Here is a 20,609-nt window from a genome sequence, read left to right on the forward strand (position 1 = left end):
CCAAATATTGCCTCTTACTGTGAATGTAAACGCTTGACTAAACGTTTTCTAACTAACACTGTAATAATTATTGGATAGATCATCAAAATACTACAGGTTTTTAATACGGATAGATAACTAGAATGCCGTAAAAATAGATCAAACAATTTATTGAGCGCATAAGTTAAAGGCTCAAGTGATGAGATAAACCTAGCTATCCAAGGCATAGATAACTCTGGTACAACCACGCCTGAATAGGTTAATGCAAGCCCTACTAAAACCCCAATATAAGTATATGCATCTAATGTTGTTTTGGTAAACGTGTAAAGCAAAATACCAATACTTTGTGCCGCAATTACATAAAAGAAAACCACCATCATCATAGCAAAGGGCGAACCGGATACTCGAGCATCAGAAAATAAAACCAGCATTGCTATTTCAAACATCAATAACATGGTATACCAAATGGTATAAGGGGCTAATTTACCTAATACAAATGGATAATTAGGTCGAGTGCGTTTGGGTAATTGCGACAAAATATAAATAGTTGTCGTAACCACAAATAATTGCAACAAATGTACTACTGCCGAAAACTGTTGGAAGTACATCGAGTTACCGCTTGCATTAAATAGCCCATCATAATTGAAATTAACTTGAGCAAGTTTTGGAACGGGTAAACCAATACTGGTTGCCATGGTAGTCCGATATTGGGTGTTTAATGATGCAATTAACCCTGAATAATCCATTATTGAATATAAACCCGCACTATAATATAGAGCATTATAATAAAGCATTGGTGTTGGTTGACGACCAGCTAACACATCTGCTTCAAAATTAGGTGGTATATAAAGAACGGCATAAATCTTGGCTTTTTCTAAATCATGCTCAGCCATTTTTAGCTGATTATCATAATTAATCAAATTGGCATGTGCGCCAGCGTTAAGATCCCGTATTATTTCACGAGATAAAGAGCTTTTATCTTGATCAACATAGCCTACCGGTAGATCAAACAGTACACCTTTGTGAAAGATACTGCTAATTAACACAAAGATAATTAGCGGTAAAATCCACATTAACCAATGGAAAGTAAATCGCTTAAATATAACTGGTATTTCATCGTTAAAAGCGTCTTTAAAGCGATGCCAGAAGTCTAAAACTAGTTGTCTATTTTCCATAATGTACTCATACCTGCGCGTAAGCCTTCTACAGGTTTAGTTGGATAAAGTCTAATTTCAAACGTTTTTAAATCAAAATCACCGGTCGCACGAGTGGCGCGTTTGGTTGCATAATCACCCATTGGTGAAATAAAGCGAACTTCCGCTTCAACTTCTTTGTTACCAAGTGCGGGAACTTCTAGCTTAATATGATCACCTTTATGAATATGAGGCATAATATTTTCACGAATATTAAACACAAAATAAGCTTGTGGTAATCGAATAACGGTTAATAGTGGACTATTGGCATTAAATAATTCGCCTACTTCAGCAGGAATCGAACCTACTTCTCCATCTACTGGGGCTTTAACTTGCAAGTCATCAAATTGGATCTGTAATTGCTTAAGTTGTTCTTCAGCTTCTTTTAATTTGGCATCATAAATTTGTCGTTGTTCAACACGATCACCATTTCGTGCTTGATCTAAATTAGCCTGTGCTGATAAAACTTGTTGATAAGCAGCATCACGCGTTTTCAGCGCATTATCTAATATTGATTGTGATACAAAGCCTTTTGCTGAAATTGCTTTATTACGATTGTACTCTTTTGAGGCATTGTCATAAGCTACTTTAGCTTGTTCAAGTAATGCTTCATAATAACGAATACTTTCTTCACGTGTGCCATGTTCAGAAAGTGATACTTGTGCTTGTGCTTGATCTCGTGCTGCTTCGGCCGCTTTAACTTGTGCTAAAAGTTCTGGACTATCAAGCGTAATTAAGACATCATTTAGTTTGACATCATCACCACGATTCACATGAATAACTTGCACTCGCCCCTTTGCTTTAGAGGAAATGCTAACATTAGGCGCATCAACTTCGCCTTGTAAGATAAGTTCACTATGATGAGCACGAATTAAGATCGTCATCGAAATTAATATAACAATCAATGCTATAACAATAAAAATTTTTTTATTCATAAATTTGTTTTGAATGACAATTGTAAGAAAAGGCCTAAAGAACTAGGATAATTGTACGCAATCAAGAATTAACATACGTCATTAATGATTACTATATCACACGATATAGTGTTTTACTTAAACAAACAACGCTATATTTTTAAACCAAAATAAAGATTATATGGAATAATTTATAACTTGATTGTTTACATTCTATTTCACCCTTAAATAAATTTCAATAATTCTAAACCACCATTTTAATAGATTTTATTTATGAATATCATCAGTCAAAAGAAATAGATAAAAACCTACTTATTTAGTAAGATATTTTTAATTAAATTAATAAGGCTTTAATTATGCAAAAAATAATTATTATAGGTGGTGGTGCTGGCGGTTTAGAGCTCGCTACTGATCTAGGTGATAAATTAGGCAAAACGGACAAAGCTCAAATTACCTTAGTTGATAAAAATAGTTATCATTTATGGAAACCATTATTACATGAAGTAGCAACGGGTGTCCTTGATGAGCAAGTTGATAATATTTATTATGCATCTCAAGGGCAACAGCATAATTTTGAGTTTACCCAAGGTACATTTACCGATCTTGATCGAGATAGCAAGCGAATTACGATTATCAACCATAATGATGAATCTATTTCTATTGATTACGATATTCTGGTTATTGCCATTGGTAGTACCTCTAACGATTTTGGTACACCTGGTGTTAAAGAACATTGTATCTTCTTAGATGATCAAAATGCGGCTATTCGTTTGCGAGAAACCTTGATCAATAAATTCACTAGTTTTTGTTCAATCATTGATGATCATCAAAGCACTGATCAAGATAAAATCCGAATTGCAATCGTTGGTGGTGGAGCAACCGGTGTTGAATTAGCTTCTGAATTACCAAATATGGTAGAAACATTTGGCGCCTGTGGTCGCAACAAAATGTGTTCGGATCTTCTAGATGTGTCTGTTATTGAAGCAACTGATCGTATTTTACCTGCTTTGCCAGAAAAAACAGCGATAAGTATTACTAAAACGCTTGAAAAACAAGGTATTCATGTATTAACAAAAACCATGATTACAAAAGCGGAAAATGATGGATTTTATCCAAAAGATGGCGATATCATCAAAGCCGATATTATGATTTGGACTGCGGGTGTTAAAGCACCTGATTATTTAAAAGAAATTTCAGGCTTAGAGTCTAGTCGTTCCAATCAATTGGTGGTAAAACCGACATTGCAAACTTCCCGTGATGACAGTATTTTTGTTATTGGTGATTGTGCTTATGCAATGCAAGAGAATGGTCATGCCTCACCACCTACCGCTCAAGCTGCACATCAAATGGCAAAAATATGTTATGAAAATATTATCAATATACTAAATAACAATCCATTGAAATCATTTAAATATACCGATAATGGAACAATCATTTCTTTACATGATACTGCACAAGGTGTGGTCAAAATAGCTGGAAAGAGTGAAATGAGTGTTAAAGGTTGGTTTGCATTAATTATTCATCGATTATTGTATCGAATGCATCAAGCCAGTTTATTGGGTATCTTTAAAACGATTCGTTTTGCTCGTGCCAGCAAATTTATGTACAAAACCAAATCGACTTCCATTTTTTGTAATCGTGATTAATTATTAAAAAACAACTAACAGCTACTTAAAAAATTTGTTAAGTAGCTGTTTTAGATTATACTATAATCTTAATTGATTCGATTTTATAGGTAGTGGTTAATGCGTTTTATTTTCATTTTTGGTTTACTTTTCGCTAGCTATACTGCTTTAGCAAATTATCAACCACAAGATGGTGATATTATTTTCCAATCTTCCCAATCAAACCAAAGTAAAGCCGTTGAGCAGGCAACTAAGTCGCCTTATAGTCATATGGGTATCATTTTTACTAAAAATGGCAAACCTTATGTTTTTGAAGCGGCAAGTAAAGTGGTTTATACACCATTAGATAATTGGATAAATCGCGGAAAAAATAAAAAATATGTGATAAAACGTTTAAAAGATCATACATTATCACAAAAAGAAATTACTAATTTAAAACAGGTCGCCAAAACATTTGAAAACAAACCTTACGATATTTGGTTTGGTTGGGATGATAACTATATTTATTGTTCAGAATTAGTTTGGAAAATTTATAATCGGGCACTTAAACTGAAAATTGGTCAATTACAAACGATTAAGGATTTTAATCTGTCATCACCAGCGGTTAAACAAAAATTAAAAGAACGCTATGGTAATAAGATACCTTATCAAGAAACGGTAATTTCACCTGTTGCGATGTTTAATTCACCACTACTAATCACGGTTGATAAGCGCTGGTAGTTGACTTTAGCATTGCAGTAATTTTTTTATTGGTGCAAAGCTTTTACGATATAAATGGTTAATGCCATGTTTTTCTATTGCAATTAAATGATCTTTGGTTGGGTAACCTTTATGTTTAGCAAGACCATATTGGGGATAAAGTTTATCTAACTCGACCATCTCACGATCTCGTGTGACTTTAGCTAAAATTGATGCAGCACTGATTTCTGCCACTAATAGATCACCTTTAACAACGGATTGGGTTTGAATGCCAAAATCGGGGCAACGATTGCCATCGACTAAGACATAATTGGGTTTGATTTTTAAGCCAGATACCGCTCGTTGCATCGCCAGCATAGTGGCATGTAGAATATTTAACTCATCGATTTCATCCACCGATGCTCTGGCAACACACCAAGCTAATGCATTGTCTTTTATCACTTCAAATAACTGTTCACGTTTTTTTTCAGTAAGTTTTTTTGAGTCGGTTAAACCAACGATAGGTTTAGTTGGATCTAAAATAACTGCTGCAGTAACAACATCGCCACATAGCGGTCCTCTTCCAACTTCATCGACACCGGCTATTAATGTAGCATCAGGGTAAGTAAATTCTAACAACAATATAAATCCTCTAACAGCGTATTTTTAAAACATTAATCCTTTAAAACATCTAATACTGCTTGTGCAGCTTGTTCATCAGCATTACAACGAATTTGTTTATGTAAAGTGAGAAAGGTATTTTTAACTTCGGTATTATCTCCTTCTAAAAAAGGGATAATATGATTGGCGATATTTTCTGGTGTGCAATCTTGTTGTAATAGTTCGGGTACAAGTTCTTTTCCCGCTAAAATATTGGGTAAAGAAACATAAGGCGTTTTGATTATTTTTTTAGCTAACCAAAAAGTAAAGGCTTTCATTTTATATCCTACTACCATTGGGCATTTGGCTAACATACACTCTAATGCTGCTGTGCCAGATGCCAAGATAGTGGCATTACTTGAAATCATCGCTTCACGGGCTTGACCATCTAATAGCTGCACTTCAAGATTAGGGGCGATTTGAGCTTTAATTTGTTCAAACTCTTTACGTCTTTTGGCATTAACTAACGGAACTACAATATGCAAATCAGGGTAACGCTGGCGTAATAATTGTGCGGCTTTTAAAAATGGTTCTGACAGTAAAGAGACTTCTGCGTGACGGCTACCAGGCAATAAAGCCAAACAAAGACAATCAAGAGGGATACCTAATTGCTGACGCATTGCTTTTTGATCTGGATTTAGTGGGATATCATCTGCCATTTTATGACCGATAAAACGGCAAGGAACATCAAACTTATCATAAAACGCTTTTTCAAAAGGTAAAAACGCTAAAATAAGATTAGTATTGCGTTTAATTTTAAATACTCGTTTTTGCTTCCACGCCCAAACCGAAGGACTCACATAGTGAATGGTTTTAATGCCTGCTTGTTTAAGTTTACCCTCTAACGAAAGATTAAAATCAGGGGCGTCGATACCAATAAAAATATCAGGTTTTAATTCAATGAGGCGTTTAGTGATGTCGCGACGAATAGCTAAAATACGACGTAATCGACCTAACACCTCAACGATGCCCATAACCGAAAGTTCATCCATTTCATACCAAGCTTTACAGCCTTCAGCCTGCATTTGTGGCCCAGCAATGCCAATAAACTCAATATTGAGATGATGATTTTTGAGTGCGCGAATTAAACCAGCACCAAGAATGTCGCCCGAGGTTTCCCCTGCGACTAACGCAATGGTTAATGGTTTATTTATCATTAACGGATGATGCCACGTGTTGAACGTGAAAAGAAATCAATAAATAATTGGACTTCAGGATACTGTTTCGCTATGGTTTCAATCTCTACTTTGGCATCGTCTAATGTTAAGCCATTTCGATAAAGAACTTTATAACTATTGCGAATCGCTTGCAAAGCCTCTTTGCTAAATCCACGACGTTTTAAACCTTCATAATTTACACCGTGAGGCGTTGCATGATTACCTTGGGCAATAACATAAGGTGGTACATCTTGGGCAACTCCAGAGCACCCACCCACCATAACATGTGAACCAATAACACAAAATTGATGTACGGCTGTCATGCCACCGATAATTACATAATCGTCTAATTGGACATGCCCGCCTAAAGTTGCATTATTAGCTAAAATACAGTGATCACCAATAACACAATCATGAGCAACATGCGCATTAATCATAAATAGATTATCACTGCCAATACGTGTTAATTCACCACCCTGCACGGTGCCACGGTGAATGGTTACGCTTTCGCGAATCATGTTGCGATCACCGATTTCAGTGCGTGTTGGTTCACCACGATATTTTAAATCTTGGTTAACTTCACCAATTGAAGTAAATTGATAAATTTGATTATCTTTACCAATTTTAGTGTGACCGTTGATGACTACGTGTGATTTTAAAAAAGTCCCATCACCAATTTCAACATTTTCACCAACAAAGCAAAAAGGTCCAATTTTGACATTATTGCCAATCTTAGCCCCTTTTTCTATTACTGAACTTGGATGTATTTCCGTTGACATAGCATTTCCTTAATACTTTTGGGATATTTCAAAGTCAATATTATTTACGTGCACACATCATTTCGGCTTCACAAACCAGATTACCATCAACGGTTGCAACACCATGGAACAATGCAATACCACGACGTTCTTTAATATATTCAACGTCTAATACGAGTTGATCACCAGGCACTACAGGGCGTTTAAAGCGAGCTTTATCAATTGACGCAAAATAATAAAGTTGTCCCGGAGATAACTCTTCAATACTTTTGAAAGCTAAAATTCCAGTTGCTTGAGCCATCGCTTCTAGAATTAAAACGCCAGGAAAAATCGGTTTATTTGGAAAGTGGCCTTGGAAAAATGGTTCATTAAAAGTGACATTTTTAATGGCTTTTAATGTTTTGCCTTTTTCATAGCTAAGTACACGATCAACCATCAAAAATGGATAACGATGAGGCAATAAACTGATGATTTCTTCAATATCAAGGGTATTAAGTTCGGTAGTCAAAATAGCTATCCTTTATATTATTTGCTATAAATTGCACCTATTATAACTGAGGATGTGGCTTTCACTCAAGAATGATTTGAATAGTACTTTTCTTTTATATGAATCTGCTTATGCTATGTTATTATAATTTATTTACATAAATGATTTGTAAAAACTATATTATCTTACATTAAATCATTTATAATAATTCAAATAGTAAAATTGAGCTATAAAAGTTTCTAACTCGGAGAGGTAGTATGAAATCATTGATTAAAATGACATTAGTAAGTAGTGCAATCGTATTAGCATTGGTTGGATGTGATGATAAAAAAAATACAACTGATAACAACGCCAGTACCAATAAAGTGACCATATCAACTGATGCACAAAAAGAAGCTTATGCATTAGGTTCTTCATTTGCTTCATATATGTCGACAAATTTAGAGCAAAATGAAATTAGTCCAGATAAAGAATATCTAATTAGTGGTTTTAACGAAACTTTCCGTGGTGCTTCTCAACTTTCAAAAGATGAAGTTAAAGATGTTTTAGAAGCATTTGGCAAACGTATTCAAGAAGAAACCAAAGCTCGTTTTGAAAAAGAAAAAGCGGAAAATACTGCCGCTGGTGATAAATTCCGTGAAGAATTTGCAAAAGAAAAAGATGTTAAACAAACAAAATCAGGATTACTTTATCAAATCATCAAAGAAGGATCTGATCGCCATCCAAAAGCAGATGACACCGTTATTGTTCATTATACCGGTACTTTAACTGATGGTCGTAAATTCGATAGTTCTTATGACCGAGGTGAAACTGCAACTTTCCCTCTTAATGCGGTAATTAAAGGTTGGACTGAAGGAATTCAATTAGTTGGTGTGGGTGGTAAAATCAAACTTGTTGTTCCACCAGATTTAGCTTATGGAGATCAAAGTTTTCCTGGTCAAGATGATAAAGCAGGTATTCAACCAGCATCAACATTAGTCTTTGAAGTTGAATTACTTGGTATTGATGGTGATAACAATGATAAAATTGAACAATCAACATCTGATCAAAATAAAAACAACAATAGCGCTAAATAAGATTTAGCTGACTAATTTTGACTGATTCATTTAGTTATACACTTGTTGTTATGGGTCCCGCATATGGGACCCAATCTGCTTATTGTGCCTATCAATTTGCACAAACTTTGTTATCCAAAACTTCCCATACAATTAAAAATATCTTTTTTTATGCAGATGGTATCTATAATGGTAATAAGTTTATCGATCCTGCTAGTGATGAATTTGATTTAGTATCGGCATGGCAAGCGTTGGCAAAAGAGTATTGTTTAACGTTAACTATTTGTGTTGCTGCTGCTCAAAGACGAGGTGTTATTGAAACGAATCTTGCTGATTGTTTTCAGTTAACTGGGCTTGGTGAATTAAGTGCATCTATTGCAGAAACAGATCGAACTATTCAATTTTAATATTAAAATTTTAGTATTAAGGCTGGTAAATGAAAAAAGTCGCAATTATTATTAGTTCTCCACCTCATGGCAGTGCTAAAGGTCGAGAAGCATTGGATATAGCCCTAGCTGCATCCGCAATTAATCATATTTCTGTCTTTTTTATTGATGATGGTGTATTTCATCTGTTGCCTAATCAATCTCCAGAACACATTTTAATGCGTGATTATATTGCGACATTTAATATGCTTGAACTTTATGATATTGAAGATGTTTATGTATGCGAATCTTCACTTAATACACGAAACCTTGCTAAGGTAACACAGAATATTGCTTGTAAAGTTATTAATAACCAATCATTAAACCAATTATTAAATATCCAAGATGTAATCTTAACATTCTAATTTTTATACTGAAACGTATAGATAACCTGAAACTTTTTTACAAATAAGATTTATAAAAAGAGATAGCTAATGGATTAGGATTATCGTAATTTTTATGAGATTGGATGAGGAAAAATAAATAATCCACGCTATTTTTTATACTGTATAAATATCGTGGATTATTTTATTAATATAATTGTATTAATTTTTTACTATACTAATTCTTTCATATGATTGGCGATTTTTTCTGCTTGCTGACCAACTACAATTTGTACACCTGTTTTCCCTAATTTAATTACTGCCATAGCGCCAAGAGCTTTTGCCGCTTGTTCATCAATTAGATCTGTGTCTTTTACACTTAAACGTAAACGTGTGATACAAGAATCAATATTGGTTAGATTTTCTTTACCACCAACGATTGCTAAATATTGCTGAGCAAGTGTTGATAAATCACTTGTTGTTGCTTTTTGTTGTGTTTCTTCTACTGTGGTGTCCGCACTATCATCATCCTCACGTCCAGGTGTTTTTAAATTGAATTTAACAATAACAAAACGGAAAACTACATAGTAGACAACAAAGAACACTAAACCTTGAAGGATTAGCATGTACCAATGAACAGCTAATGGGTTGCCTGATTGCAGTAACATGTCGATTAAACCAGCACTGAATGCAAATCCAGATATCCATTGCATAGTTGCAGCAATAAATAGAGAAATACCAGTTAAAATAGCATGAATTAAATAAAGCACTGGTGCTACAAACATAAAGGCAAATTCTAACGGTTCAGTAATACCAGTAAAGAAAGCGGCGAAAGAAGCTGCTAACATAATTGAAGCCGTTTTATCTTTATTCCCTTTTTTCGCTGTATGATACATAGCTAATGCTGCGCCAGGTAAACCAAACATCATAATTGGGAAGAAACCTGCTTGATAACGGCCAGTAATCCCTATCGTTGCCGTACCCGCCGCAAGACTTTTTTCCGGTTGCAAGAAATTACCAATATCATTAATACCTGCTACGTCAAACCAAAATACTGAATTTAGCGCATGGTGTAAACCAACAGGAATTAGTAGACGGTTAAAGAAACCATAAATACCTGCTCCAGCTGAACCTAAATCTTTGATTTGTTCACCAAATGAAGTCAAAATACTAAAAACCATTGGCCAGATAAAATATAAAATAAAGGAAACCAAGAGCATTACAATAGATACAATAATCGGGACTAAACGTTTACCACTGAAAAAAGCTAACGTTTTATGTAATTCGACCGAATTAAATCGATTGTAAATTTCCGCAGAAATAACCCCAACTAATATCCCAATAAATTGATTATTAATTTTGTCATATGCAAGTGGTACTAATTTTTCCCAACCAGCTTGTTCAATATCAATCCCATTAAAAAGGGCATATGACTTAGTTGATAAAAGTGTGGTAATAATTAAAAATCCGACTAATCCCGATAACGCTGCCGCGCCATCTTTGTCTTTAGACATACCGTAAGCCACACCAATTGCAAACAATATTGCCATATTACCGATAATAGCACCACCAGATTGAGTTAAAAATGTTGCAACAATGCTACCGGAGCCCCATGGCATACCATTAATCCAATTCCCTATTCCTATAAGTATTGCAGCAGCAGGCAATACAGCAACTGGCACCATAAGTGAGCGCCCAATACGTTGCATATAAGCTAAAATTCCCATTAGTTTAACCTCATATATTTATTAAAACTATATTTAAAAATGATCTTTTATTATGCATTTTTAAATAGTAGTAAACGATCGATCCTATTTCACCTTATATTATTTTACTTCGCAAATTAATTATGCGTTTTATGTGATTTACATCACGATTTTTTTTGATTAATTCCGCTAATATAGTAAAATACAATTAACATATTTTACTTCTAAAAAAAAGAAGTTATTTAATTATACCAAAAGAGGCATTATCTCATGAGACTTATTCCTTTACAAAATGCACAAGAAGTGGGTGCTTGGGTGGCACAACGCATTGTAAAAAAAATTAATGATTTCAAACCGACAGCGGATCGTCCGTTTGTATTGGGATTACCAACAGGCAGCTCACCATTGATCATGTATCAACAACTTATTAAACAATATCAAGCAGGTAATGTAAGTTTTAAACATGTGGTTACGTTTAATATGGATGAATATGTAGGGCTCCCAGAAGATCATCCAGAAAGTTATCACACATTTATGTATGAAAATTTCTTTAACCATATTGATATTGATAAAAATAACATCCATATATTAAATGGTAATGCAGTAGATATTGACGAAGAATGCCGTCAGTATGAAGAAAAAATTAAAAATTATGGAAAAATCAATGTGTTTGTTGGCGGAGTTGGTCAAGATGGACATATTGCCTTTAATGAACCAGGTTCTTCACTTTGCTCTCGTACTCGAATTAAAACATTAACCGAAGATACACGAATTGCTAATTCTCGTTTTTTTAATAATGATGTTACTCAAGTGCCAAGACATGCATTGACTATTGGTGTTGCAACTTTAATGGATGCACAAGAAGTCATTTTATTAGTTTGTGGCCATAACAAGAGCTTAGCACTGCAAGCTGGAGTTGAAGGATCCGTTAATCACCTTTGGACTGTGACTGCATTACAAATGCATCCATCATCGCTTATTGTTTGTGATGAGCCAAGTACTGATGATCTTAAAGTAAAAACATTAAAATATTTCAAACAATTGGAAGCTGATAATCTAAAAGTTACCGTTTTATAAAGGATAAAACAATGTATGCATTAACAAATTGTCGTATCTATACTGGTTATGAGATTCTTGAAAATCACGCTGTTATTATCGATGGTGATAAGATTTCTAAAATCTGTAAACAAGACGAACTGTCTGCAAATATCACTATTGAAGATTTACAAGGTGCGATTGTCGCACCTGGGTTTATTGATATCCAAGTAAATGGTTGTGGTGGCGTGCAATTTAATGAAACACTCGATGCGTTAAGTGTTGAAACATTAGAAAAAATGCAAGCAACCAATCTTGTTTATGGGTGTACGAGCTATTTACCGACTTTAATCACATCAACAGATGAATTTATGATCAAAGCGGTAAAGGTGATGCGTGAATATTTAGTTAAACATCCTAATCAAGCATTGGGTTTACATCTTGAAGGGCCTTATATCAATCCTGAAAAGAAAGGTATTCATGATGAAAATATTATTCGTTTACCATCGCAAGAAATGATCGACTTTCTTTGTGATAATGCTGATGTAATTAAAATTATTACTCTAGCACCCGAAAGAGTTGAAGCTCATTTTATTAAACAATTGGTTAACGCTGGTATTCATGTTTCAGTTGGCCATTCCAACGGTCATTACGATGATTGCCGTCGAGGTTTTAATGCTGGTATTCGTTTAGGTACACATTTATTTAATGCTATGCCATATATTACTGGGCGCGAACCAGGTGTAGTTGGTGCAATTTATGATGAACCTGACGTTTATGTTGGTATTATTGCCGATGGACAACATGTTAGCTGGGCAAATATCCGAAACAGCCATAAAATCAAACAAGATCACTTGATATTAATTACTGATGCTATGTTGCTGGCTGGGTCAAATTTAACATCAGCGGTATTTGCAGGTAAAACCATTTATTATAAAGATGGTCGTTGTGTAGATGAAAAAGGTACATTAGGCGGTTCAGCTTTAACCATGATTGATGCAGTAAAAAATGCAGTCGAATATGTTGGTATTGCATTGGACGAAGCATTAAGAATGGCAACCCTTTATCCTGCGAAAGCAATTGGTGTTGATAAAACCCTTGGTAGCGTTAGTGAAGGTAAAATAGCCAACTTAGCTATCTTTGATCGTAACTTTACTATTACTAAAACGGTTGTTAATGGAGAGATCAATGGCTAGAATGTAAGATAATTAATGAAATATTGAGATACCGTATGACCTTTAATTATCTAAACTTAGTTGGAAATGCTGATCTGATCAAACAATTAAATTATGCCATGATTTATCGTTTGATCGTTCAGCATGCTCCTATTTCTCGTATTCAATTAGCTGAAATCAGCCATTTAGCACCAGCCAGCATTACTAAGATTACTCGCCAACTAATTAAAAAAAAATTGATTAGAGAAGTTGATGCACAACAGTCAACGGGAGGGCGTCCTGCTGTTTCAATTGAAGCTAAATTCAACAATTATCAGACTATTGCTGTGCAGCTCAGTCGTTCACATGTAACAATTGAACTTTATGATATTGGTGGTCGCTGTTTAGCATCGAATGTATATCCATTAACACATTTTACACAGGAGCTTGCGCAAAAATATCTGATTAAATTGATTGAGCAATTTATCCAAGAGAATAATAAAAGAATAAAAAATCTTATAGCCATATCAGTCGTACTTCCGGGATTGATTGATTCTGTACATGGTATGATTCGTTATATGCCTCACATTCAAGTTAAAGAATGGCCATTAGCCGAAGAGTTACAAAAACAATTTAATGTTTCAATTTTTTTAGGTAATGATATTCAAAGTTTGGCATTGGCTGAAAGCTATTTTGGTACGACACAAAATGTGGATGATTCTATTTTAATACGTGTCCATCGAGGAGTCGGTTCTGGTGTTATTATTAATCAACAATTACTAACTAATCATAATCAAAGTGCATGTGAAGTTGGTCATATTCAAGTCGATGCGTTAGGTGAACGCTGCCATTGTGGCAATTTTGGTTGTTTAGAAAATCGAGTGGTTAATAATGCGATTGAGCATCGAGCCAAACAGATGATTGAACAAGGCTATCCAACGCAATTATCTCTGGATGAATGCAGTATTGCTAATATTTGTCATTTTGCAAATCAAGGTGATGAACTTTCCATCAAGTTAATCAAAGATGCGGGTGAAAATCTAGGCCGTGCAGTTGCTATTATGGTCAATATTTTTAATCCACAACAAATCGTGTTAGCGGGTGAATTAACTAAATCATCAGAAATATTGTTAAATGCGGTAAACTGCGCGTTAAATGCACAAAGCTTAGAAGAGTTAAGAAAAAATCTTACTATCAATTGTTCATCACTCAATGACCGATCGGCAATTGGTGCGTTTGCATTGGTGCAACAAGCTTTATTTAATGGTTCATTATTAATGATATTACTCGAAAACGATATAACTGTATAATGGCATTTATTTATAGCGTAAAAAGCCCGTTAACCGGGCTTTTTTGTTGATTAAGCTAAGATACGAAGCATTCTTCTTAATGGTTCGGCAGCACCCCATAATAACTGATCGCCAACAGTAAAGGCAGATAAATAGTCTTTACCCATATTAAGTTTGCGTAAACGTCCAACAGGTGTAGTTAATGTACCTGTAACAGCAGCAGGAGTGAGTTCTCGCATTGAAAGTTCACGATCATTTGGAACAACTTTAACCCAATCGTTATGCGCAGCAAGTAATTTTTCAACTTCTGGAACACTGATGTCTTTTTTCAACTTAATTGTGAATGATTGGCTATGACAACGTAATGCACCGATACGCACACAAAGTCCATCAACAGGGATAATTTCGCTAGTACCTAAAATTTTATTCGTTTCAGCTTGACCTTTCCATTCTTCTCTACTTTGACCATTATCTAAAGCTTTATCAATCCAAGGAATTAAACTACCAGCTAATGGAACACCAAAATTATCCGTTGGTAAGCTGCCATCTCGCATTTTTTGGGTAACTTTGCGTTCTATATCTAAGATAGAAGAATTAGGATCCTGTAGCTCTTTAGCTACTTCAGCATTAAGCATTCCCATTTGTGTTAATAACTCGCGCATATGTCGAGCACCACCACCAGAAGCCGCTTGGTAAGTAGAAACCGATATCCAATCAACTAAATTTTCTGCAAACAATCCACCGAGTGACATTAACATCAAACTTACCGTACAGTTACCACCAACAAAGGTCTTTATTCCTTTGTCTAAAGCGGCATGGATGTTAGCTTTATTTACAGGATCAAGAACAATAATAGCATCATCTTCCATTCGTAGAGTTGATGCGGCATCAATCCAGTAACCTTGCCAGCCAGTTGCACGTAATTTTTTATAAATTTCAGAAGTATAATCACCACCTTGACAGGTCACAATAATATCTAATGCTTTTAACGCATCAATATTATCTGCACTTTGTAATGTTCCTGTTTTACCGCCAAAAGTAGGCGCAGCTTGACCAGCTTGTGATGTAGAAAAGAAAACAGGGTTGATATAATCAAAATCATGTTCTTCAACCATTCGTTGCATAAGAACAGAACCAACCATTCCTCGCCAACCGACAAAACCAACATTTTTCATAGTTTATTTCCAATAAGTAGATGTTATAGGTAAAGATTATCTACTATTAAAACAAAATATTGTAATAAAACAAGTAAGATAAGAATTATTTTTGTAGTAGCGGATATGATAACGTGGTGTTATATATAATTTTATAGACAAAACTGAATGTTATACAAAAATTAGCATATCATAAGCTAGTCAGTAATATTGGTTTTCCACATAAAAAACACCATCATATTGACAAAATTATTAACAAAATGACCAGCATCTTCATTAGCAATTACCAAGACCTTTTTGTCTAAAGAGGTGTGATTGATCTCATTAAGTCGAGCTGAAAATTTTGCACTCTGCCAAGGAAATACACGCTCATCTTTCAATCCGACCGAAAGCATAACTGGTGGGTAGTTAACATCTTCACGTAGATTAAGATAAGCATCGATTGTTTGCAGATTATTAAATTCCTGCTTATTAAAAGGTGAACCAAATTCCGGAAAATTTATACTACCAATTGGTATTTGATCTAAACGGCTCATATTCAACATACCTGAGGTGATTGATGCGGCGGCAAAAAGTTCCGGATGTGTTGCTAATGCAATGCCAATTACAATGCCACCAGCACTGGCGCCACTAATGACTAGCTTGGATGAGTTTGTGTAATGATGATCAATAAGGTATTTTGCGCATTTGATAAAATCATTGACTGAATTTATTTTATTTTTTCCTTTTCCATCATGATGCCATTTAGGTCCGAGTTCTCCACCACCACGAACGTGGGCAATAGCAATAATTCCACCTTTCTCAAGCCAAATTAAACGGGTGGTATCATAATTATTAGGATAATTACTTTCGCCATAAGCTCCATAAACCGTTAACCAAGTTGGATTATTGCCATCAAGTTTGATTCCTTTTCGATGAATAAGGGTAAGAGGAATGAGCTCGCCATCATTGGATTTAACCCATTTTTGCTCTGATTCATAATCTGCAAATAGTGATGCATCAGTCTTTATTATTTTAGAATCTTCAATTAACTGACTATCAGGATCATATTGCCATATTTTAGGTGGTATATTCCAATTTTGTTGGGTGAATAAAATCTCTTTGTGATCTGAACTAGAAAAAATAGCCGTTACCTCATTACCATTAGTAATCGGAATGGATTTGATAGTATGTATATCGGCGAAAGGGATAGTAACAAATTTAGGTGTCCCAGATTCATAATAAGCAAGATAAATAGCATCTTTGCTTGCTGTAAACTCCGTCAATTCCCCTTTTTTCCATTCTATTATTTTTTCTTCTGGCGAATGGATATTATCAAGGTTTAATCGAGAAATGGTATAACCTGAAAAGTCATTATATTTAGCCAAGTAAAGCCAATTATCTCGTACCAAAAAATCCGTTACATTTTGTTTTCTATCGATGATCTTTTGCCAATGTTTGTTTTCCTGATAAAGAGAAGTAGAGTCGGTTAAATATAAATCTATGGTATCACCGGATATTGAAGATTCCACTGAAGTAACTGCCCAGTTGGCAGATAGAGATAAGTAGGTATATTGGTCAGTATTAGCATGATAATTCACAATATTGGCTTTGCCAAAAATAGCCAAATCCTTTTCAATATTGATGCCTAAACGATGAAGATAAAGTTCTTCCGTTCCTGATTTTCGATTATCAGAATCAGCAAGATCATTACGATGATAGAAAAAAGATGCATTATCATTCGTCCATACTAAATTTGGCACAGTAATGCCGGATATGCTATCGGGTAGGTGTGCTCTAGTTTTTACATTAATCACATTGATAGCTGAAATTTCAGAGCCATTTTCAGAAATAGCATAAGCAACATACTTACCATCATTTGATGGGTAGAAAGTATATATACCATATCCTACTGGCGGATCGACTAATAATTTTTCTTTGCCCAGACGATCTTTAACAAACAAACGGTTATAAGGGTGGTTCTCTGTTTCTTTTAGGTAAAAGCAATTATCGCCAACATATTGAATATTCCATATGACTGGTTGGGAATCATAGGCTGTTAAGGTATTAAATCGTTTTACTACAGAAGCTTTCCAAGGCAGAGCATTAAGTATTTTTTGGGTTTCATGTGACTTTGTTAATAACCATTCATTGGTTCGTGCTTGATCGGTTTCCATCCAACCATAGTTGTCTACTGATGAATAAGAGTTTTTAGATACACAACTAATGCAATTCATTAATGATAAAAAGATGATAATGATATAAAAATATTTTTTGAATAAGAACATTACCGTTTCCCTTTATCATATTTATAAAAAATGAAGCTTAAATAATCACCTATTTCTATCATTTATATCATGATATATTAAACGGTTATTATTATTTATTCGTATTGACTCACAATTTACCAATACTTATAGATTATTATTGCTATTTAAATAAATTATTTTGATAAAAAAAGCCCGATAATTCGGGCTTATTTAAGTTTGGCGAATTGTCGATTTTAGAAATCTTCATCACTTGATTCATCTACACTCATTGAGGCCATATTATACCGCTCAATACCTTGAGTTCCGGCTTGTATAATATCGGGTAACAATGTTGGTAGATTTACTTCATCACGTTGCATAAAAGTTTCTAACAACATGGGGACATTTACACCAGTGACTATTTCTATATTAGGAAAATCAGCCATCAATCTAACTAAAGTATTAAATGGTGTCCCACCTTTTAAATCAACAAAACATACAATTTCTGAGCCAAAACCTTGTAACTCTTCTAGCTTTTGTTGCAGTTGTTGTTGAAAATCATCTGTTGATTGTCCCATTGCAAACGAAACAGCTTCACACTGAGATTGTTTACCACAAATCATTTCAGTTGTTTCAATTAAACCTTTCGCTGTTGAACCATGTGTACTGACTAATACAGAAATCATCGATTTAAGTTCCTATTTTAGTAATCTAAACAACGATAATAACGACGGATTGACATTGGATGACGATTTAAATGTTCAACATAAGCATCAATACGGTTATTAATAGCACGGAAAACAAATGGTGAAAGGTTTCCACGATATTTTTCTGATATGCCTGGTAATTCATAATCTTTGGTATCGATAATGGTGTAATTACCACAGATCTGAGGTAAGAATTTAGCCACTCTTTCACTTAATGGGCGCTGAGTATCTTCACCAACATAAACAGTGACTGCAGTGTCACGGTCGATAACTTCTAACGTACCATGGAAGAACTCTGCTGATTCAATTGATTTTGATCGTAACCAATGTTGTTCTTCCCAATAACACATAGCATGAGAATACGTTGCACCCCATTGATTACCCGCACCAACAAAATAGTGCATTGAGTCGTTATGGTGTTTTTCAGCAACTTCTTGACCAAATTTATCGGCTTTTTTCGCAACAGCAACGATATTTTTGGCAAAATGTTGATCCATTTCTTGATAAAACTCATCATAATCAGGGAATTCACCCGCTAAAAACATTAAACGATCCGCTGTCATAAAGAATTTTAATTGTTCATTCATTGGGTAAACAACTACATGATCAGACATATTTCCTAATGGAGTATCTGCTTTATCCATGAAAGCGAATACAGTTGAACCAACTTCTTTTTTAATTTTATCAATAGCAGCAACAACTTCTTGTGTGGTACCTGTTACAGAAGAAATAATAATCAATGTGTCTTTAGTGATACGTTTATTGCCTGTAACTAAATATTCAGCAGCATGTTGAACGAAAGTTTCAATGGCTGTTTTTTCTTTCATATGGACAACCGCTTGCATTGATGATGCATAAGTACCACCAATACCTAACCAACAAACATTGCTATAACCACGCTCGTGGATTTTATCGATAAATTCATTAATTTGTGGTCTTAATGCTAAAGCACCATTCATGCTGTCTAATTCTTTCTTTTCATCATATTTTCTCATTTTTAGATCCTCTTAATTTTCGAGCTAGTTATTTCATCAAATTCTGGATAGGTTGATTTTTCAAGGTTATGACCTTTTAATCTTGAAACTTGGTAACTTAATAGATGAATAGGGACAGTCATAAACAATGATGCATATAATTCATCTATATCGACATTAAGGCACAAGTCCTCTTCTTTAAGATTGTTACTGCAATTGGCGTAAATGGTTGAGACATGTTTAACATGTTTATCTAAAAAAACTTTTAATAAGTTTGCTCGTTGAGCTAACTGGCCGTGGGGCTCAAGAAACACGATATGATCATCCTCATGTAATCCTAAATATGGGCCATGCATGTATTCTTCGAGTTCCTTACCAAAAGCGGTATTACGTACGGTTTCGGTAAATTTTGTTTCGCCTTCTCTAGCAACTCCGTAGGTTGCGCCATAACCAATAAATATTACTCTTTTAGCGTGATAAAACTGATGTTGGTATTGATTAACCCACATTTGGGATTGTTCAATGACTTTAGGAAGTAAATGAGTTACTTTCTGAAGTTGATCCAGATAGCTGTTAACTTGTTGATCGTTTAAACTCCCCTTTTTTTGAGCAATCACTAAGGAAATCAATATTAAATCAAGAATGGTTACGCTATAACCCGCACTTACATAAGGCATTTCCTCAACTGGAATTCCCATAGATAACACATGATTACTAATTTTATACAATGGGCTATTGGGATTGCTGGTGAGCGTATAGATGGTTTGATTATTTTTTATAAATTCTTCAACTAAATGAATCGTTGAATAACTTTCCCCACCTTGTGAAATAGCAAAATACAAAGTATTAGGATCACTGTAATGTAAATAATTAGCAGCGATTGAAGGATCCTCAATATAAACAGGAACCTTTAAGATTTTACTCATTAAAGATCTTGCACCATAAGCTGCATTAGAACTTGAACCTGTTGCAAATATGACAATTGAGTTAAGTTGTTTAATTTTACTCAAGTCAATATGTTGGGTGAACAGTGTTTGATAATCATCCAAGATGTTCTGATAATATTCAGGCTCTAATGCAACATAATCAGCGATACTTTTCATTTTTT

The 20,609-nt window shown here is 34.6% G+C and carries 20 protein-coding genes; 8 read left to right on the forward strand and 12 right to left on the reverse strand.

From position 1 onward, the window contains the following. Positions 1-14: 14 nt before the first annotated feature. Positions 15-1,154: an ABC transporter permease gene (locus H3T96_RS11065; protein WP_065738095.1), complete on the reverse strand. Its 1,140-nt coding sequence runs from the start codon at positions 1,152-1,154 to the stop codon at positions 15-17. Beyond that, positions 1,136-2,107 (reverse strand): HlyD family secretion protein, encoded by a 972-nt coding sequence (locus H3T96_RS11070; RefSeq protein ID WP_144092639.1) that lies wholly within the window; start codon positions 2,105-2,107, stop codon positions 1,136-1,138. Before H3T96_RS11070 ends, H3T96_RS11065 begins: the two co-directional genes overlap by 19 nt. 335 nt (positions 2,108-2,442) lie before the next feature. Between H3T96_RS11070 and H3T96_RS11075 the strand changes: the two genes are divergently transcribed. Next, positions 2,443-3,732 carry an NAD(P)/FAD-dependent oxidoreductase gene (locus H3T96_RS11075; protein ID WP_144092641.1) on the forward strand — a complete coding sequence of 430 codons (1,290 nt, stop codon included), beginning with the start codon at positions 2,443-2,445 and terminating at the stop codon, positions 3,730-3,732. A gap of 99 nt (positions 3,733-3,831) precedes the next feature. Beyond that, a complete protein-coding gene (locus H3T96_RS11080; protein ID WP_144092643.1) occupies positions 3,832-4,431 on the forward strand; it encodes a YiiX family permuted papain-like enzyme in 600 nt (199 codons plus the stop codon). Positions 4,432-4,437: 6 nt separating this feature from the next. Here the strand turns inward: H3T96_RS11080 and rnhB are convergent, their stop codons facing one another. Genes rnhB through fabZ form a run of 4 tightly spaced genes read right to left on the reverse strand, consistent with a single transcriptional unit; the run spans position 4,438 to position 7,472 of the window. Next, on the reverse strand, positions 4,438-5,028 hold the full coding sequence (gene rnhB, locus H3T96_RS11085) for a ribonuclease HII (protein WP_144092675.1): 591 nt from the start codon (positions 5,026-5,028) through the stop codon (positions 4,438-4,440). Positions 5,029-5,063: 35 nt separating this feature from the next. Then, positions 5,064-6,206 (reverse strand): lipid-A-disaccharide synthase, encoded by a 1,143-nt coding sequence (gene lpxB / locus H3T96_RS11090; protein ID WP_144092645.1) that lies wholly within the window; start codon positions 6,204-6,206, stop codon positions 5,064-5,066. After that, on the reverse strand, positions 6,206-6,985 hold the full coding sequence (lpxA, locus tag H3T96_RS11095) for an acyl-ACP--UDP-N-acetylglucosamine O-acyltransferase (protein WP_086325881.1): 780 nt from the start codon (positions 6,983-6,985) through the stop codon (positions 6,206-6,208). Before lpxA ends, lpxB begins: the two co-directional genes overlap by 1 nt. A gap of 40 nt (positions 6,986-7,025) precedes the next feature. Next, complete coding sequence (gene fabZ / locus H3T96_RS11100; RefSeq protein ID WP_086325882.1) at positions 7,026-7,472, reverse strand: 3-hydroxyacyl-ACP dehydratase FabZ; 447 nt, start codon at positions 7,470-7,472, stop codon at positions 7,026-7,028. Positions 7,473-7,708: 236 nt separating this feature from the next. On the opposite strand from fabZ, the gene fkpA reads away from it, so the two are divergent. From fkpA to tusC, 3 genes are read left to right on the forward strand one after another with little or no spacing between them, the layout of a single operon-like run. Continuing rightward, positions 7,709-8,527 carry an FKBP-type peptidyl-prolyl cis-trans isomerase gene (gene fkpA, locus H3T96_RS11105; protein WP_144092647.1) on the forward strand — a complete coding sequence of 273 codons (819 nt, stop codon included), beginning with the start codon at positions 7,709-7,711 and terminating at the stop codon, positions 8,525-8,527. Positions 8,528-8,544: 17 nt separating this feature from the next. Then, positions 8,545-8,913, forward strand: a complete 369-nt coding sequence (gene tusD, locus H3T96_RS11110; protein ID WP_144092649.1) for a sulfurtransferase complex subunit TusD — start codon at positions 8,545-8,547, stop codon at positions 8,911-8,913. Between the two features lie 29 nt (positions 8,914-8,942). Next, positions 8,943-9,296 (forward strand): sulfurtransferase complex subunit TusC, encoded by a 354-nt coding sequence (tusC, locus tag H3T96_RS11115; RefSeq protein WP_086325885.1) that lies wholly within the window; start codon positions 8,943-8,945, stop codon positions 9,294-9,296. 191 nt (positions 9,297-9,487) lie between these two features. On the opposite strand, the gene nagE is transcribed toward tusC, so the two are convergent. Next, positions 9,488-10,981 carry an N-acetylglucosamine-specific PTS transporter subunit IIBC gene (gene nagE / locus H3T96_RS11120; RefSeq protein WP_086325886.1) on the reverse strand — a complete coding sequence of 498 codons (1,494 nt, stop codon included), beginning with the start codon at positions 10,979-10,981 and terminating at the stop codon, positions 9,488-9,490. A 249-nt stretch (positions 10,982-11,230) separates the two neighbouring features. Between nagE and nagB the strand changes: the two genes are divergently transcribed. The 3 genes from nagB to H3T96_RS11135 are packed head-to-tail and all read left to right on the forward strand — an operon-like array spanning position 11,231 to position 14,459. After that, positions 11,231-12,037, forward strand: coding sequence for a glucosamine-6-phosphate deaminase (gene nagB / locus H3T96_RS11125; protein WP_086325887.1), 807 nt, complete (start codon positions 11,231-11,233; stop codon positions 12,035-12,037). Positions 12,038-12,048: 11 nt separating this feature from the next. Continuing rightward, the gene (gene nagA, locus H3T96_RS11130) at positions 12,049-13,191 is read left to right on the forward strand and encodes an N-acetylglucosamine-6-phosphate deacetylase (RefSeq protein ID WP_144092651.1); all 1,143 of its coding nucleotides are present in this window, start codon (positions 12,049-12,051) and stop codon (positions 13,189-13,191) included. 35 nt (positions 13,192-13,226) lie between these two features. After that, a complete protein-coding gene (locus tag H3T96_RS11135; protein ID WP_144092653.1) occupies positions 13,227-14,459 on the forward strand; it encodes an ROK family protein in 1,233 nt (410 codons plus the stop codon). Positions 14,460-14,509: 50 nt separating this feature from the next. Here H3T96_RS11135 and asd read toward each other — a convergent pair whose 3' ends face one another. The 5 genes from asd to H3T96_RS11160 all read right to left on the reverse strand — a co-directional run bounded on the left by asd (position 14,510) and on the right by H3T96_RS11160 (position 20,604). After that, the gene (asd, locus tag H3T96_RS11140) at positions 14,510-15,613 is read right to left on the reverse strand and encodes an aspartate-semialdehyde dehydrogenase (RefSeq protein ID WP_025316790.1); all 1,104 of its coding nucleotides are present in this window, start codon (positions 15,611-15,613) and stop codon (positions 14,510-14,512) included. A 176-nt stretch (positions 15,614-15,789) separates the two neighbouring features. Further along, complete coding sequence (locus H3T96_RS11145; protein WP_144092655.1) at positions 15,790-17,859, reverse strand: prolyl oligopeptidase family serine peptidase; 2,070 nt, start codon at positions 17,857-17,859, stop codon at positions 15,790-15,792. A 215-nt stretch (positions 17,860-18,074) separates the two neighbouring features. Beyond that, positions 18,075-18,506, reverse strand: a complete 432-nt coding sequence (locus H3T96_RS11150) for a PTS sugar transporter subunit IIA (protein ID WP_065738080.1) — start codon at positions 18,504-18,506, stop codon at positions 18,075-18,077. Positions 18,507-18,523: 17 nt separating this feature from the next. Beyond that, a complete protein-coding gene (locus H3T96_RS11155; protein WP_065738079.1) occupies positions 18,524-19,522 on the reverse strand; it encodes an SIS domain-containing protein in 999 nt (332 codons plus the stop codon). 2 nt (positions 19,523-19,524) lie between these two features. Continuing rightward, positions 19,525-20,604, reverse strand: coding sequence for an SIS domain-containing protein (locus H3T96_RS11160; RefSeq protein ID WP_144092657.1), 1,080 nt, complete (start codon positions 20,602-20,604; stop codon positions 19,525-19,527). Positions 20,605-20,609: the final 5 nt, after the last annotated feature.

Origin of the sequence: Gilliamella sp. W8136 (assembly GCF_016101285.1) — a bacterium.
Classification (GTDB): Bacteria; Pseudomonadota; Gammaproteobacteria; order Enterobacterales; family Orbaceae; genus Gilliamella; species Gilliamella apicola_N.

Coding starts and splice junctions, on each gene's coding strand:
- H3T96_RS11065 (WP_065738095.1), bottom strand. CDS start 1,154: ATGGAAAATAGACAACTAGTTTTAGACTTCTGGCATCGCTTTAAAGAC.
- H3T96_RS11070 (WP_144092639.1), bottom strand. CDS start 2,107: ATGAATAAAAAAATTTTTATTGTTATAGCATTGATTGTTATATTAATT.
- H3T96_RS11075 (WP_144092641.1), top strand. CDS start 2,443: ATGCAAAAAATAATTATTATAGGTGGTGGTGCTGGCGGTTTAGAGCTC.
- H3T96_RS11080 (WP_144092643.1), top strand. CDS start 3,832: ATGCGTTTTATTTTCATTTTTGGTTTACTTTTCGCTAGCTATACTGCT.
- lpxB (WP_144092645.1), bottom strand. CDS start 6,206: ATGATAAATAAACCATTAACCATTGCGTTAGTCGCAGGGGAAACCTCG.
- lpxA (WP_086325881.1), bottom strand. CDS start 6,985: ATGTCAACGGAAATACATCCAAGTTCAGTAATAGAAAAAGGGGCTAAG.
- fkpA (WP_144092647.1), top strand. CDS start 7,709: ATGAAATCATTGATTAAAATGACATTAGTAAGTAGTGCAATCGTATTA.
- tusC (WP_086325885.1), top strand. CDS start 8,943: ATGAAAAAAGTCGCAATTATTATTAGTTCTCCACCTCATGGCAGTGCT.
- nagE (WP_086325886.1), bottom strand. CDS start 10,981: ATGGGAATTTTAGCTTATATGCAACGTATTGGGCGCTCACTTATGGTG.
- nagB (WP_086325887.1), top strand. CDS start 11,231: ATGAGACTTATTCCTTTACAAAATGCACAAGAAGTGGGTGCTTGGGTG.
- nagA (WP_144092651.1), top strand. CDS start 12,049: ATGTATGCATTAACAAATTGTCGTATCTATACTGGTTATGAGATTCTT.
- H3T96_RS11135 (WP_144092653.1), top strand. CDS start 13,227: ATGACCTTTAATTATCTAAACTTAGTTGGAAATGCTGATCTGATCAAA.
- asd (WP_025316790.1), bottom strand. CDS start 15,613: ATGAAAAATGTTGGTTTTGTCGGTTGGCGAGGAATGGTTGGTTCTGTT.
- H3T96_RS11145 (WP_144092655.1), bottom strand. CDS start 17,859: ATGTTCTTATTCAAAAAATATTTTTATATCATTATCATCTTTTTATCA.
- H3T96_RS11150 (WP_065738080.1), bottom strand. CDS start 18,506: ATGATTTCTGTATTAGTCAGTACACATGGTTCAACAGCGAAAGGTTTA.
- H3T96_RS11155 (WP_065738079.1), bottom strand. CDS start 19,522: ATGAGAAAATATGATGAAAAGAAAGAATTAGACAGCATGAATGGTGCT.
- H3T96_RS11160 (WP_144092657.1), bottom strand. CDS start 20,604: ATGAAAAGTATCGCTGATTATGTTGCATTAGAGCCTGAATATTATCAG.